At 62.2% G+C, this 14,787-nt stretch carries 15 protein-coding genes and 1 pseudogene; 10 read left to right on the forward strand and 6 right to left on the reverse strand.

Going from position 1 to position 14,787, the window contains the following annotated elements; translation table 11 throughout:
* Positions 1-11 precede the first annotated feature (11 nt).
* The 6 genes from METLI_RS09815 to METLI_RS09840 all read left to right on the forward strand — a co-directional run bounded on the left by METLI_RS09815 (position 12) and on the right by METLI_RS09840 (position 5,679).
* Positions 12-2,654, forward strand: a complete 2,643-nt coding sequence (locus tag METLI_RS09815; protein ID WP_004039972.1) for a DNA-directed RNA polymerase subunit A' — start codon at positions 12-14, stop codon at positions 2,652-2,654.
* A gap of 11 nt (positions 2,655-2,665) precedes the next feature.
* Positions 2,666-3,823, forward strand: coding sequence for a DNA-directed RNA polymerase subunit A'' (gene rpoA2 / locus METLI_RS09820; RefSeq protein WP_449405379.1), 1,158 nt, complete (start codon positions 2,666-2,668; stop codon positions 3,821-3,823).
* A 1-nt stretch (position 3,824) separates the two neighbouring features.
* Positions 3,825-4,115, forward strand: a complete 291-nt coding sequence (locus METLI_RS09825) for a 50S ribosomal protein L30e (protein WP_004039974.1) — start codon at positions 3,825-3,827, stop codon at positions 4,113-4,115.
* A complete protein-coding gene (locus METLI_RS09830) occupies positions 4,116-4,568 on the forward strand; it encodes a NusA-like transcription termination signal-binding factor (protein WP_004039975.1) in 453 nt (150 codons plus the stop codon).
* Positions 4,569-4,646: 78 nt separating this feature from the next.
* Complete coding sequence (locus METLI_RS09835; protein WP_004039976.1) at positions 4,647-5,135, forward strand: VOC family protein; 489 nt, start codon at positions 4,647-4,649, stop codon at positions 5,133-5,135.
* Positions 5,128-5,679 (forward strand): DUF6141 family protein, encoded by a 552-nt coding sequence (locus METLI_RS09840; protein WP_004039977.1) that lies wholly within the window; start codon positions 5,128-5,130, stop codon positions 5,677-5,679. The genes METLI_RS09835 and METLI_RS09840 overlap by 8 nt, the downstream gene beginning before the upstream one ends.
* Before the next feature lie 12 nt (positions 5,680-5,691).
* Here the strand turns inward: METLI_RS09840 and METLI_RS09845 are convergent, their stop codons facing one another.
* Positions 5,692-6,627, reverse strand: coding sequence for a DUF475 domain-containing protein (locus tag METLI_RS09845; RefSeq protein WP_004039979.1), 936 nt, complete (start codon positions 6,625-6,627; stop codon positions 5,692-5,694).
* A gap of 67 nt (positions 6,628-6,694) precedes the next feature.
* A complete protein-coding gene (locus METLI_RS09850) occupies positions 6,695-7,156 on the reverse strand; it encodes a pyridoxamine 5'-phosphate oxidase family protein (RefSeq protein WP_004039981.1) in 462 nt (153 codons plus the stop codon).
* Positions 7,157-7,273: 117 nt separating this feature from the next.
* Between METLI_RS09850 and METLI_RS13630 the strand changes: the two are divergent.
* A pseudogene (locus METLI_RS13630) lies at positions 7,274-7,576 on the forward strand (HNH endonuclease); the annotation flags it as partial.
* 105 nt (positions 7,577-7,681) lie between these two features.
* Here the strand turns inward: METLI_RS13630 and METLI_RS09860 are convergent.
* The 3 genes from METLI_RS09860 to METLI_RS09870 form a co-directional block, all read right to left on the reverse strand.
* Positions 7,682-8,536 (reverse strand): ATP-binding protein, encoded by an 855-nt coding sequence (locus METLI_RS09860; RefSeq protein WP_004039983.1) that lies wholly within the window; start codon positions 8,534-8,536, stop codon positions 7,682-7,684.
* A gap of 1 nt (position 8,537) precedes the next feature.
* Complete coding sequence (cooS, locus tag METLI_RS09865; protein ID WP_004039985.1) at positions 8,538-10,493, reverse strand: anaerobic carbon-monoxide dehydrogenase catalytic subunit; 1,956 nt, start codon at positions 10,491-10,493, stop codon at positions 8,538-8,540.
* Positions 10,494-10,600: 107 nt separating this feature from the next.
* Positions 10,601-11,782 (reverse strand): aminotransferase-like domain-containing protein, encoded by a 1,182-nt coding sequence (locus tag METLI_RS09870; protein WP_004039987.1) that lies wholly within the window; start codon positions 11,780-11,782, stop codon positions 10,601-10,603.
* Between the two features lie 140 nt (positions 11,783-11,922).
* Between METLI_RS09870 and METLI_RS13210 the strand changes: the two genes are divergently transcribed.
* The 3 genes from METLI_RS13210 (at position 11,923) to METLI_RS09880 (ending at position 13,996) form a co-directional block, all read left to right on the forward strand.
* Positions 11,923-12,075, forward strand: a complete 153-nt coding sequence (locus METLI_RS13210; RefSeq protein WP_004039988.1) for a hypothetical protein — start codon at positions 11,923-11,925, stop codon at positions 12,073-12,075.
* An 85-nt stretch (positions 12,076-12,160) separates the two neighbouring features.
* Positions 12,161-12,937, forward strand: coding sequence for a glucose 1-dehydrogenase (locus tag METLI_RS09875; protein ID WP_004039990.1), 777 nt, complete (start codon positions 12,161-12,163; stop codon positions 12,935-12,937).
* A gap of 66 nt (positions 12,938-13,003) precedes the next feature.
* Positions 13,004-13,996 carry a phosphatase PAP2 family protein gene (locus tag METLI_RS09880; protein ID WP_004039992.1) on the forward strand — a complete coding sequence of 331 codons (993 nt, stop codon included), beginning with the start codon at positions 13,004-13,006 and terminating at the stop codon, positions 13,994-13,996.
* Between the two features lie 8 nt (positions 13,997-14,004).
* Here the strand turns inward: METLI_RS09880 and METLI_RS09885 are convergent, their stop codons facing one another.
* Complete coding sequence (locus tag METLI_RS09885) at positions 14,005-14,784, reverse strand: response regulator (protein WP_004039993.1); 780 nt, start codon at positions 14,782-14,784, stop codon at positions 14,005-14,007.
* Positions 14,785-14,787 lie beyond the last annotated feature (3 nt).

A 14,787-nucleotide genomic window follows, 5' to 3' on the forward strand; every position in this document is an offset into this window, starting at 1 on the left:
GGGGAGAGAATATGACAAGCCCGAAGAGAATTGGAAAGATAGAGTTCGGTCTCCTCTCGCCCAAGGAGATCCGTCAGATGAGCGTGCGAAAGATCATCTGGGCGGACACCTACGACGACGACGGATATCCGTATTCACAGGGGTTGATGGACCTCCACCTCGGCGTCATCGATCCGGGCATGCGGTGCAAGACCTGCGCCCAGAAGGCCAGCGATTGTCCAGGCCACTTCGGCCACATCGAACTCGCAAAGCCGGTGATCCATGTCGGCTACACGCGGCTGATCAGAAAACTGCTCCGCGTTTCGTGCCGGAGTTGCGGCAGGCTTCTCCTCTCGCCCGACGAGATCACAAAGATCGTCGGGACCGAGGAGGACGAGAGCGGCGACCTCGTTACCGAGAAGGACATCAAGAAGGAGCGCGTCTGCCCGTATTGCGGCGAGCAGCAATTGAAGGTGAACTTCGAGAAACCCACGACCTTTTCCGAGGTCGTGGTCGAGGAGAACGGCAAGAAGGGCGAGCATAAACTCACCCCGGCGGACATCCGCGCCCGATTGGAGCGGATCCCGGACGATGACCTCAGGCTCCTCGGGATCAACCCGGACGTGGCGCGGCCCGAGTGGACGATCCTGACCGTGCTGCCGGTGCCGCCGGTGACCATGCGCCCCTCGATCATCCTGGAAAACGGTCAGCGCTCAGAGGACGACCTCACCCACAAACTCGTGGACATCATCAGGATCAACCAGCGGTTCAAGGAAAACCAGGACGCCGGCGCCCCGCAGCTGATCATCGAGGATCTCTGGGAACTCCTGCAGTACCATGTCACCACCTACATGGACAACGAGGTGGCCGGATGCCCGCCGGCGCGGCACCGTTCGGGCCGACCGTTAAAGACTCTATCCCAGCGGTTGAAAGGGAAAGACGGGCGTTTCAGAGGGTCTCTCTCCGGTAAGCGTGTGAACTTCTCCGCACGTACCGTCATCTCCCCTGACCCGTTCCTTGATGTAAACGAGGTCGGCGTGCCCCTTGCCATTGCGAACGAGATGAGCGTGCCGGTGCGGGTGACAAACTACAACCTTGAGGCCGCGCGGTTCTACGTGCGAAACGGCGTCGATCGCAAGAACTTAATCGACCCTCCGGGCGCAAACTACGTGATCCGCCCGGATCAGAGGCGCATCCGGCTTTCAGATGAGAACAAAAGCGATGTCGCCGACCAGATCGAACCGGGATGGACAGTCGAGCGTCAGCTGCGGGACGGGGACATCGTGCTCTTCAACCGTCAGCCCTCTCTGCACCGGATGTCGATCATGGCCCACCACATCAAGATCATGGGAGGCAAGACCTTCAGGCTGAATCCTGCAGTCTGCCCGCCATACAACGCCGACTTCGACGGGGACGAGATGAACCTCCATGTCCCGCAGACCGAGGAGGCAATGGCTGAGGCCGAGATCCTGGTGAACGTGGAGGAAAATATCCGGTCGCCCCGCTTCGGCGGGCCGATCATCGGCGGTATCCACGATCATATCTCCGGGATCTTCCTGTTGACCCACGAAGTCCGCTGGTTCACGAAGGAGGAGGCGCTCTACCTCCTGAGGCATGCCGAGGTCGAACACCTGCCCGAGCCCGGAAAGGTCGAGAACGGCGTGGCCTACTGGAGCAACAAGCAGGTCTTCTCGGCGATCCTCCCGCCCGGGATCAACATGATCTTCAAGGCGTCCTCCTGCAAGCACTGCGATACCTGCAAAAAAGAGCTCTGCGACCAGGATACCTACGTAAAGATGCGGGACGGCGAACTGATCACCGGCACCATCGATAAAAAGGCAATCGGCGCCTTTGACGGTGAGATCGTCAACCGGATCATCCGCCAGTACTCGCAGAAGCGGGCGGCGCAGTTCATCAACGACGTGACCCGCCTCTCGATCAGAGCGATCATGTTCGATGGGTTCTCGTTCGGGATCGACGACGAAGACCTGACCAAGACCGAGTACGGCCAGATCAAGGAGGTGCTGGACAACGCCGAGAAGGATGTCCGCCGCCGGATCGCGATCTACGAGGATGGACAACTCGAGCCGATGCCAGGCCGTACCGAAGAAGAGACCCTTGAAATGCAGATCATGCAGGTGCTCGGCAAGGCCCGTGACCGCACCGGTGAGATCGCATCCCGTCACCTCGGTCTCTCGAACTCTGCTGTGGTGATGGCCGTCTCGGGTGCCAGAGGTTCGATCCTGAACCTGACCCAGATGGCCGGGTGCGTCGGACAGCAGTCGGTGCGTGGCGAGCGTATCGTCCGTGGTTACGACCAGCGGACCCTCCCGCACTTCAAGCGGGGCGACCGCGGATCGGCAGCGCACGGGTTTGTCCGCTCGTCGTACAAGAGCGGGCTCAACCCGACCGAGTTCTTCTTCCACGCCATCGGTGGCCGTGAAGGTCTGGTGGACACGGCGGTTCGTACATCGCAGAGCGGCTACCTGCAGCGGCGGATGATCAACGCCCTGCAGGACCTGAAGGTGGAATACGACCGTTCAGTGAGAACGACCGGAGGGCGCATGCTCCAGTTCAAGTACGGCGAGGACGGCACCGATCCGGTAAAAAGCAACTACGGTGCACCGGTGGACGTGAAAGGCGTGATTGAGAATGTGCTCAAGGAGGAGGTCTGATGGACGAATCGATGCTGGATACCATCCATGCGGCCGATCTTCCCGAGGCGACAAAGAACGAACTGATCGAGAGCCTCGAAGGCAGGCAGATCAGCAGCGAAGCGTTCGAGGCGATCATGAAAGGTGTCTGGGCGGAGTATGCCCAGACCAGGATTGAACCCTGTGAGGCATGCGGAGTCATCGCCGCCCAGTCCCTCGGGGAACCAGGCACGCAGATGACGATGCGTACCTTCCACTACGCCGGTGTGGCCGAGATCAACGTCACCCTCGGTCTGCCCCGTCTGATCGAGATCATGGACGCCCGCAAGGAGCCCTCGACCCCGACGATGACCATCCATCTCGATGTAGAATATGCCATCGACCGGGATAAGGCCCGTGAAGTCTCCTGGCAGATCGAAGCGGCCCCCCTCCACGAGTTTGGAGACATCGTCACCGACATGGCGAACATGAAGGTCGAGATGCGCCTGAACCCGCAGGTCTGCGATAAGAGGAAGATCTCGATGGCCGAGATCATGGAGCGGGCGCCACAGAAGATCCGGGACCGCCGCCACTACCGCGACTTCGAGTCTGAGGGGAACCCTGCAGACGGAACGATCGTCTTCACACCCAAAAATGAGAGTTATCAGAACCTCTTCCAGCTGGCCGAACATGTACGCAATGTGATCGTACAGGGTATCGACGACATTGAGCGTGTCGTTGTCCGGAAAGAGGGAGGAGAGTATATACTTTATACTGAAGGCTCCAACATTAAGGACGTGTTCGAGATCGAGGGTGTCGACACCACCCGGACCCGCACGAACAACATCAACGAGATCTCTCAGATCCTTGGGATCGAGGCGGCGAGGAATGCCATCATCGATGAGATGAAGAGCACCCTTGGCGAGCAGGGTATCTCAGTTGATGTGCGTCACATCATGCTCATTGCCGACATGATGTGCATGGACGGCGAGGTCAAGCAGATCGGACGGCACGGGATTGCAGGCGAGAAGGAGAGCGTGCTTTCCCGTGCCGCATTCGAGGTGACGGTGAACCACCTCCTCGACGCGGCGGTTGCAAATGAAACCGATATCCTCAACGGCGTGACCGAGAACGTCATTGTCGGTCAGCCGATCCAGATGGGAACTGGGGATATCAAGTTGATCGCCAAACCCATAAACCAGGAGAATTGATATGGACTTTAACGAGTCTTTGAGAAGAGCCATAAAAACCGGAAAGGTCTTCCTTGGACAGAACTCAACCGAAGAATGTGTCAACGCCGGAAAGGCCCAGCTTGTGGTAATCGCCCGGAATTGTCCCGCAGCATTCAAAGAAGCCATGATGGCCCGTGAAGACGTCTCGACCTATGTCTATGAGGATTCGGGCAAGCAGCTCGGGAAAGCGTGCGGAAGGCCGCATGTCGTCAGTGCACTCGCCATCGTTGAGGCCGGCGAGTCAGACATCCTCAGCATCAAGAGGGCCTAGATGGTAGAGATTAAGCTAACAGAAGACTGCATGCGGCTGATCTCCCAGTTCGAGAACCTGACCGGCGCGGGAAGCCGCGACTGCGTCGTCGACGAGCGGAACGACCGTATCATCTTTGTGATCAATCCTGGCGATATGGGTCTTGCAATCGGGAAGAAGGGCGCCACCATCAAGAAGGCGTCGGACACCTTCGGGAAGAGGATCGAGGTCGTCGAGTACTCCGCCGACCCCGAACAGTTTCTGAAGAACTGCTTCCTCCCGGCTCAGGTCCTTTCGATCTCGTTTGAGGAGAACGAGGACGGCGAGAAAGTGGCGATCGTGGACGTAAAGCCCGAGGACCGCGGCCTTGCCATCGGCAAGGAAGGAAAGAACATCTTCAAGGCAAAGAAACTCGCCGGACGCCAGCACGACATCGCCGATGTCCAGCTCGTTCAGGACGACGAGGGCTTCTGAGCCCTTCCCTTTTTCAACAATTCTGACACCAGACTCAACCGGATATCTTTTATCTCCCGGGTGCAGAGTTCAATTCTCATGGACATCACCTTCAGGAGCACGGTTCTCTTCGTCAACAATATCGAACGCTCCAAGGCCTTCTATGTCGATCTGCTCGGACAGGAGATGGATATGGACCTCGGCGTGAATGTCGGGTTTATCGGCGGGCTTGCCCTCTGGGAACGCACCTATGTGAACGGCCTGCTGTACGCCGGGAAGATGCCGCAGGGCGAGGCGTCGGCCCCGCCGATGGAGGTCTATTTCGAGACGACGGAGATCGAAGCGCTGGCCAGGCGGGTCGCAGAAGCCGGCGTCCGCCTCCTCCATCCCCTGCAGGAGCAGCCCTGGGCCCAGCGCGCGATCCGGTTCTTTGACCCTGACGGCCACCTGGTCGAGGCGGCCGAGCCAATGCCGGCAGTGGTCGCACGTCTTGCAGCCGAGGGAATGTCTGAGGCCGCGATCAGCGAGCGGACGACGCTTCCGCCACATATCGTCTCGGCAATGCTGGAGAACGAGTTCTGTGACTGAACGTGTCCTGTTCAGGGAGCGGCAGCACTTCAGACAGATATGGCTCTGGCTGCTCCTCCTTGCCATCGCCCTCATCTCATGGTTGGGGGCGGTGCAGCAGGTGGTCCTCGGAATGCCTTTCGGAGCAAACCCTGGTCCGGACTGGATGGTTGTCCTGATCGCCCTCGTATTCGGGACCGCCTTTCCCCTTTTCTTCGTCGTGCTCGCCCTCCAGGTCGAAGTAAGGGGCGACGGGCTGCACTACCGTTTTTTTCCGTTCCACCTCAGATACCGCCGAATCGGATGGAATGAGATGTCGGCCTATGCGCCGGTCTCGTACAGCCCCCTCTCGACCTATGGAGGATGGGGGATTCGGTGGGGCGCGGGCGGAAAGGCCTATAACGTCGCGGGCAATCTGGGTGTTCGGTTCTGTCTCGCCGACGGCCGTAAGATCCTCTTCGGATCAGCCGATCCTTCCGGCTTCGCGGAAGCGGTATACATGGCATCGGGTATAGGTGCGGACCCTTCGGGCGTCTGCGACAACGCACACCGGCCCCCCGTTTAGCGGTACCCGACCTCATGCCCCGTGGCGCCGCTCCATATAGCGCGCAAACCTCACCGATTTGTACAGGAAATACCCGACGATCCCGAAGGTGATCACCGGCGAGAGCCACGAAGGAATGTGAAAGCCGAAGGAGTCGAGGAGCATGATCGTGCCCAGACAGAGGATGGAATACATCGCCCCGTTCTTGAGATAGACATAGTGCTTGATCCGCTCGATATTACCGACGGTGATCTGGCGCACGACGATCGCCCCGAGGCCGTTGCCCAGGATGATCAGCGGCACCGAGAGGGTGAAGGCGAAGGCGCCGAGGACGCCGTCGATGGAGAAGGTGGCGTCGATCACCTCCAGGTAGAAGATCTTGCTGACATCTGAGAGGTGCTGCTCCTTGAGCTGCTGCTCTTTTACGTCGGCGTTCATCCTGAAGCCCTGGACGATGAAAAACGCAGTGGAACCCATAACGGCGCCGAACGCCATGAGAGGCCGCATGCCGAGGGCAAACCAGACGATCAGGGCGAGAACGATCGAGACCGCTGCATAGAACCAGACTCCTTTCTCCGCAAAATAACGCTCACCCTTCAGCCCGAACTGCTTGGGCTCAAGGAAGAGCCAGTGCAGGAAGAGAAAGACGAGGAAGGTCCCGCCGCCGATGAGCAGCACCGGCGCCGACTCCTCGATCGCCGCGATGACCGCCGGGTCGTTTGAGAAGGTGGCGGTGAGCGCCCCCACCGGCCCGAGCGCCGGGGTCGTCGCCCAGACGATCAACCAGGGCAGAATGCCCCGCACCACGAAGACCGCAAAGAGGAGACCCCAGACCAGGAACCACCGGCGCGCCCGCTCCCCCATCGTCCCGAGCACCTCGGCGTTGATGATGGCGTTGTCGATGGAGCTGATCGTCTCGAAGAGGCAGAGACCGGCGACCGTGAGGATGAGGGCGAGGAGATCGAGCATGGTCGGGAACCAGATTGGGACAGGGAGGGGATAAAGAATGCGGAGAAAAAAGGGTGGTCGGAGCGGTTCAGTCCATTCCCCGCTTCCCGGCCAGATTACGGACCCTGATCCTGAATACGGCGACGGCGGCAAGTTGCTTCTCCGTGAAGACGTGGTCGCCCCTTCCGGAGTACTTCGCCATGATCAGGTTCAGGGCCCATGCTTTTTCCGCAAGGTCCTCGACGGCTTCTGCGGTCCCCACTCCGTTCACGCTGCGGTAGCGCATGTCCCAGGCGCACGGCGCTTCGGCGGAGGTGAACTCCGCACCGAGTACTGCACTGAACCCGACCGACGAATTTTTCCTGATGACATCCACCTTCCTGCCCTCACAGGCTGAATGGACATACAGGGCCCCGTCGCGATAGGCAAAATTAAGCGGCACCGCATAGGGCTCATTCCCGTCGCAGAGGGCAAAGGTGGCGTAGACCGCATCGTTCAGGACCTCCTCCATCCAGGCCCGATCCGTTATCTCCCTGTCAGTCCGTCGCATAGAACATCGGAACTGGTTCGGCTTCAGGGGAGAAATATCAGACCGGTCCGCGTCCGGCCTCCATACCAACCCTTATGCAGGACTGCGGCCAACCTCCGGTGATCTGATCAAAAGCCCATGACACCCTCAGTCCAGCTCCCCCTCGCAGCCTTCGACCCCGAGGGCCCGCCCCTCTGCAGGGGGAACCATGCCCTCAACGGTTTTGCCGCCCTCTGCATCCGCTGCCCGCACATCTCGCGCGGCGGCGGGAGCCTCTTCTGCACCCGGTTTTCGGTCAGGATCACGGCGAAGGAGAAGTACGCCCTCGGCGCATGGAAACGCCTGCGCGACCGGATCCTCGACCGTGAAGGCGGCCGGTGCGCTGTCTGCAGCAGCGGCGAGCACCTCCACGTTCACCATATCAATGGCGACGCCACCCACGACGACCCCGCAAACCTCGTCGCCCTCTGCGAGCGCTGCCACGCAACAGCTCACATCCAGATGCGGCGGGGCGGGAAGGAGGGGGTCGGGCGGTTCCTCACCCGTTCACGGCGCCGGCGGCAGGAGAAGACGGGCAAGCGCACGCACGCCGGTGGAGAAGGGGGTCTCCTGATCGAGGAGCGGGGTGACGTCGGGCTCGGTCCTGACAACGGCCCCGTCGTGCGGGAGATAGGTGACCGAGGCGAACCGGCCGGGGTCTCCGATCAGATCGCCGGCGCGGATCCTGTCCCGCTCGTCCCGCACGCGGTTTACAACGAGGTGTACGGCCGGGATCCCGAGGTCAGTGGAAAGGGACGCCGCATGGAGGGCGACGGCGACGGCGTTGTATGAGGGGTCGGCGACCACGACCGCATCGGAAAAGCCGCCGGCAAGGGCGCGGCCGAAGTGCTCGACCCCGGCCTGGGTGTCCAGGACCACCGCATCCTCCGCACCGAGGGCGACCGATCTGACCACCCCCTGCAGAAGGGCGTTCTCCGGGCAGAGACAACCGCTCCCGGCGCGGCCGACCGTCCCCATCACCAGGAGGACAAGGCCGTCAGGAAACCGGATCCCGAAACGCTCGACGGCGTCCCCGGTATCGGGGTTGAGGGTCAGAAGCCCGCCCCACCCGCCGGGCCGCGCCCCGACCTTCTCCTCGATGTAACCGGCGTTCTCGGCAAGCGGGACGATCCGATCCCCCGGCGGAAGGCCGAGGGCATAGGCGAGGTTTTCCTGCGGATCGGCGTCGACGGCGAGGACGCGGCGCCCCTCCCGGAGAAGGGTTCGGGCGAGCAGGGCAGCGATCGTGGTCTTGCCCACACCGCCTTTTCCGGCGATCACCACCCGCAGCCCCGCGGCTCCGGCCTGCGTCCGTCCTTTAAAGGCGCCGGCCGCCCGCCTGACTTCGGACTTTTCCGCCATCTTAGATCCCGAGCCCGTTGCGCTTTTTCCTGATATGCGCCTCGATCAGATCGGCCGCCCGCACCGGATCGGGCTCGACCGCAAACGAGGCATGGACGAGGCCGTTGAGCCCTCTGGTGAGGAGATCGGCGACGTTCCCGCTCCCCGCGATCTTCGGCATCACCCCGAGGACGGTAAAGACGCCCGAGGCCACGAAATACGAACCGATGGAAACCGCTTTCTGGGAGTACCACTCAGGAGCGGCGCCGGCGATCGGGAGCTGGTGGATGCCCACGCCGAGTTCGCGCCCCAGCCCTGCGGCAAGCACCAGGATCCTGGAGCAGTCCACGCACGAGCCCATGTGGAGCACCGGCGGGATCCCGAACGTCCGGCAGACATTCGCAAGGCCGGGGGCGGCGAGGTCGGCCGCTTCAGGACGGAGGAGACCGGCCTTCCCGGAGGCGATGGCAGCGCACCCGGTCTCGACCACCAGGATCCCACGCCGGATCAGCTCCTTCGTGAGGGTGACGTGCCCCTCGTCCTGGCGCACCTTCGGGTTGTTGCAGCCGACGACCCCGGCGGCGCCCAGGATGGAGCCCTCCGCGATCGCGTCGATGACCGGTTTGAACCCGCCGAAGAGATGGCCGATCGCCTCCACCGAGAACCCGGTCATCGCCTCCACCGGTTCGCCCGGGATGAGCACCTTCCCGGGGTCGCGGTTCGGGAAGTTCGCGATCGCCAGGCTGACGATCTCCCGCGCCGTCTCGAGCGCCGATTCCGGGTAAAAGGGATAGTAGAGCGAGCCAGGCACCTTCGACTTCGGGCTTGTGGAGACGATGTGGGTGTGGAAACAGCTCGCCGTCCTGGGCAGGGACGGGAATATGCACTGGTAATCGACGATCATCACCTCCAGGGCGCCCGTCGCGATGATCAGCTCCTGGTTGAGATGGTTGCCGGCCTGCGGGATCCCTTTGCGCATCAGGAGTTCGTTTCCCGTGCAGCAGAGCCCGACCAGGTTTATCCCTGCGGACCCGGCCTCTTCGGCGAGTTCAAGCATCGCGGGCTCGGCCGCCGCCCGCACGATCATCTCGGAGAGCACAGGGTTGTGGCCGTGGAGGGCGATGTTCACCCGGTCGTCCTTCAGCACGGCGAGGTTTACCCGTGACATATTCACCTGCGGCGTCCCGAAGAGGATGTCCGAGGTTTCGGTCGCCATCAGGGATCCGCCCCACCCGTCGCCCAGGGAGGCACGCAGCCCCTGCAGGAGGACGTTGGCGTAGTCCGCCCCCACGCCCATATGGACGCGGTGCATCGCCTCCACGATCTCGCGGTCCACGCTCCTGGGCGTGATCCCGGCCGCCTCCCAGAGGTCCAGGGTCTGCGGCGGCGCCCGCTGCACAAACTGGATCGCATTTTTCACCGTCCCGAACTCTTCGAGCATGGCAAGGGCGACGTCGCCGGCAACGGCGCTGTCGTCCCGATCGCCGGTCTCGATGCGGTACTCTTCAGCAATCCGCCGGAGTTTTTCGGGATCGGTGATTCCATACCCCACGGCCTCGCCCCGGGCGGCCTTATACAGGGTCTCGACGATCTCGCGGCCGTGATCTGAGTGCGCCGCCGCGCCCGTGGCGATCATGTCCAGCAGGTTCCTGGCGACGACCAGGTCGGCGTCGGCCCCGCAGACCCCGCGGAAACGCTGGCGTTCCGGGATGATCCGGCACGGCCCCATGGCGCACCGGTTACACGAGAGCCCTGAGGCGCAGTAGCGGCACGGCGGCTGCTGCTGTTCGTACCTATCCCATGCTGTCTCGATCCCCTCTTCGAGGGCGAGCCGGATCAGCGGTTTCGCCGTTTCGTCGATCGTCCGCTCCTCCACCTTCGCCTCGATCAGGGCCGGGTTCATCAGGGATAGTTTCGCCCGTTCCAGAATCGTGCAGGCGATCCGCTCCCTGACATACGCTCCTCTCTTCTCCTCCATCACTCATCCCCCCATAGGCCGCACAATGCGGCCCCGGCACTCCATGACACGCCGGGAGATAAAAGAGCTCCGGCACCACTGGAGAGTGGGAGGGGCCGGGAAAACCCTCACGCCAGGCCGCGGACGACGCGGGCGAGCCGCTCCATTCCTTCGGCGATGCTTGTTTCATCTGCGTTCGAGAAGTTCAGCCTGATCGTCTCTTCCCCGCCGCCGCCCGCATAGAAGGGGACGCCGGGCAGGACCGCAACCCCCTGGCGGACGCCTTCACGGAAGACGTCCATCGAGGAGACGCCGGGAGGCAGGAAGACCATCAGGAACATCCCCCCCTCCGGCGTCGTGCGGGCGGTGCCGGGAGGGAGGAGGTCGTCGATGATGTCACACATCGTCCGGCAGCGCTCGCCGTATATCCCGGCGACTCGCCGCACATGGGCATCGAGATCGGTGCCTGAAAGGTAACGGTGGAGGACAACCTGGCAGAAGAAGTTGGAGTGGAGGTCGGCCGCTTGCTTTGCGGCGTTGAACTGCCGTAGCACCGGCTGAGGTGCCAGGATCCAACCAATCCGCATTCCGGGGGCGACAATCTTCGAAAACGAGCCCGAGAGTACCGCACCCTCGGGGAGATATTTTTTCACCGGCTCCCGTGGCCTCCCGTCGAAGAAAAGATCGCCGAAGGCGTCGTCCTCGTAAAAAAGTGTCCCGGTGCCATCGAGAAGGCGGGCGATCTCTCGCCGGGCGGCCTCGGGATAGGTGATCCCGGACGGGTTCTGCGAGTTCGGGATGCCGTAGAAGAACTTCGGGGCGCGGTCGCGGACCATCGCCGCGAACGCCTGCAGATCGGGCCCCTCCTCATCGAGCGGGACGGTGCAGATCTCGGGCTCGTACAGGGAGAAGGCCTCGATGGCCCCGAGGTAGCCTGGACGCTCCATGCCGACGACGTCGCCAGGGTTGAGAAAGATCTTCGCCATCAGGTCGAGGCACTGCTGCGAACCGTTGACGATCTGGATATCGTCGGCCTCCGCGGGGATCCCGAGGCGCCGGCGGTAACGGGCGGCGATGTACTCCCGTAGCGGACGGTAGCCGTCGGTCGTCGAGTACTGGAGGGCACAGCGCCCTTCTTCCTCCATCACCGCCGCGACGGCGCGGGCGATCCCCTCCACATCGATGAGGGCGGCGTCGGGGAGTCCGCCGGCGAACGAGATCACGCCGGGCTCGCCAGACACCCTGAAGAGTTCGTCGATGAACGATGCGGGCGCATGGATCATGCGGTCGGCAAACCTGTAGTGCGTCATGGGTCTTCCTGCCGTCGCCGGGCACGGTCAGCCCGGAAACATCCATTCATTCTCGGCGAAGAGGGAGAAATATCTATTCCCGTGGCGGGACAGGGGAGAGAACGACACGCTTAATGCCGGCAAAATGGACTCTCTCTTCCATGAAAGGGCAGCATATTCATCTCTTCATCGCCGCCCTCCTCGCAGCCGGGTGCATGGGGAGCACGGAGCACGCGTGGACCGTGGAAGCGCTTACAGCCATGACATGCTCCTTCCGCACCTATCCGCTGGCACCCCTGCAGTCAGCCCTTTGACAATAAGAATTCTTTTTCCATCACCCTGAAGGGGGCGTGACACAAAGCCCATCCCTTATATGGGAGGCGCAATCAAGGGTGTGCCATGTATGATGAGTTCAAAAACCGGGTCGCCCTGATCACTGGTGGAAGCTCCGGCATCGGGGGCGCAGCGGCGCGGGCCTTCGCCACCCACGGTGCGAAGGTCGTGCTGGGGAGCAGAGGCGAGGAGGCCGGGCGCAAGACTGAACAGGAGATCAGGGAGGCCGGTGGAGAGGCGGTCTGGATCAGGACCGACGTCAGCCGCGAGGCCGAAGTCGAGGGCTTCGTCGCCGGGGCGGCAGATCAGTTCGGCCGGATCGATTACGCCTTCAACTGTGCCGGAACGAGCGGCGCAATCCGCTACCTCCCGATGCAGGCCGGCGACGACTTCGACCGGACTGTGGCAACGAACCTGCTGGGAGTGTTCCTCTGCATGAAACACGAGATCCCGGCAATGGTGCGGCAGGGCGGTGGAGCAATCGTGAACATCTCCGCGGTCGCCGGGCTCACCGGCTCTGCCGGGGCGTCGATATACGCGGCGACGAAGGCCGGAAGCCTCGCCCTGACGCGCTCGGCCGCCCTCGAGTTCTCGGCAAACGGCATCAGGGTCAACGCTGTCTGCCCCGGGATCATCCAGACCGAAGGCCTCGACGTCGCATGGCAGGACATCCCCGGGTTCACGATCGAAGAGGCGAAGCGCCGCTTCGTCGCAGAGGTGCCGGCAGGGCGGTTCGGCCGTCCCGGGGAGGTGGCGGCGGCGGTGCTCTGGCTCTGCTCTGACGCCGCCTCCTATGTCACCGGGCAGACGATCGTCGTTGACGGCGGCCTCTCGATCCGGTGATAGGCCAGCTGCACTGGCGGGGGTGGGCAAGCGCTATCTCCCCCGGGCCCGAACACCCCTATAGCCATGGACTATCTCACCCCGGATCCCGGCACCGTTGTGGTCCTGCAGACGCATCTCGGCTGGCTCGCCCCCCTGATGAACGCCGTCTCCTTCACCGGGACAGCCGTTTTTTTCTTTGCGGTCCTTCCGGCGATCTGGTGGTGTGTAAGCCCGCGGTTTGGGCTGCGGCTTGGCGTGATCGTCTCGCTCTCTGGCTGCATCAACGCCATACTGAAGGTGTTCTTTCATACACCGCGGCCGTACTGGGTGAGCACAGAGGTGCAGGCATTCTCCACCCACCAGACCTTCTCATTGCCCTCGGGCCATGCACAGAACGCCGTGTGTTTCTTCGGGGCTGCGGCCGTATGGATCCATAAACGCTGGTTCTGGGCGGTTGCAACGGCGTTCATCATCCTCACCGGGCTGTCAAGGCTCATTCTCGGCGTCCACTTTCCCGTCGACGTCCTCGCCGGATGGACCATCGGGATCGTAGTGCTTCTTCTCTTCACAGCGGCAGACCGCCGCCTCTCTCCCGGGATTCTAGCGCTCAGCCCGGCGGTGCAGGCGGCAGGCGTCACCACCGCGTCATTGCTCCTTGCCGCCATAGGAATCGCCCTTATCGTAAACGGGGGCGATATCCCGCTCTCCTGGACCGAGACCGCCGTCGCCGCCTCCGGCCTCCCGGCAACGAGGGCGATTGACCCGTACGATCCGTCCACCCTGCTCTCGTCGGCAGGCACACTCCTCGGCATCGGCCTCGGGGCAGTATGGACTGGGGGGAGGTTCTCGGCAGAAGGGAGCGTCAGTGCAAAGTTGGGGCGATACGCCATCGGCATGGCAATCGCGGCCCTCATCTACGCGGCTACGGGGCTCGTCCCTGACGGAGGCCTGGCGGCGGCCGGATGGAGCATCGAGTACCTGAGAGCGGCGGTCCTCGGACTCTGGGTATCAGGGGGTGCCCCGGCGCTCTTCAAATACCTGGGCATCGCCGGAGGAAACACCAGGCCACCGGCATGACCGGCGGTTCACAGCATCTTTCCCTGAACCTCTTCCAGTCTGACGATGTACCCGATCACCTGTTCTGAACGGTCCTTGATCGGTTTCACACTCAGTTTCGCGGTTTTAACCTTGCGGTTCCTGGACACGGCCCGCACCACATAGATCTGGTTCAGGATACCTGCCGTCCCGATATCCCTGATCAGAGTCTGCTTTGAAAACCTGATCTCGGACTGCCGGTCCTTCATCACGAGCACATCGCCGAGGCCGGCGAGAAAGGCCTCTTCATAGGAGAACCCGGTCATGTGCCCGGCATACCCATTCATGAATATGATCGTGCCCTTCTCGTCGATGAGAAAATAGGCGTCGTCTCCGGCGATCGTTTCCAGAAATTTCTTCCTGATCCGATCGATCTCGGGTTTATTCATCTGGAACGAACTGTATGCAATCTCGATCGCCGCACACAGCCCTTCCCTGGTGAACGGTTTGGTGACGTAACCGAACGGCTCCGCCGTCTTTGCCCGATCGAGAACGTCAGGTTCAGCCGTCCCGGTCAGAAACACGACTGGCGTATTAAAGCAGTGATAGATATAGTTCGCCGCGTCGATGCCGTCGAATGTTGTGCCGAGGTTGATGTCCATCAGCACAAGATCGGGAATCTTCTCCACTACCGAACCGAGCGCTTCCCTGACGGTCGAGACAGTTCCGACCACCTCATATCCCATGCGGATGAGCATGGTTTTTGTGAGGGCTGACAGAATGGCGTCGTCCTCGACGATGAGAATTCTCGGCTTATCTAAAGAAATCATAAT

This window comes from Methanofollis liminatans DSM 4140, assembly GCF_000275865.1.
In the GTDB taxonomy this organism is placed as follows: Archaea; Halobacteriota; Methanomicrobia; order Methanomicrobiales; family Methanofollaceae; genus Methanofollis; species Methanofollis liminatans.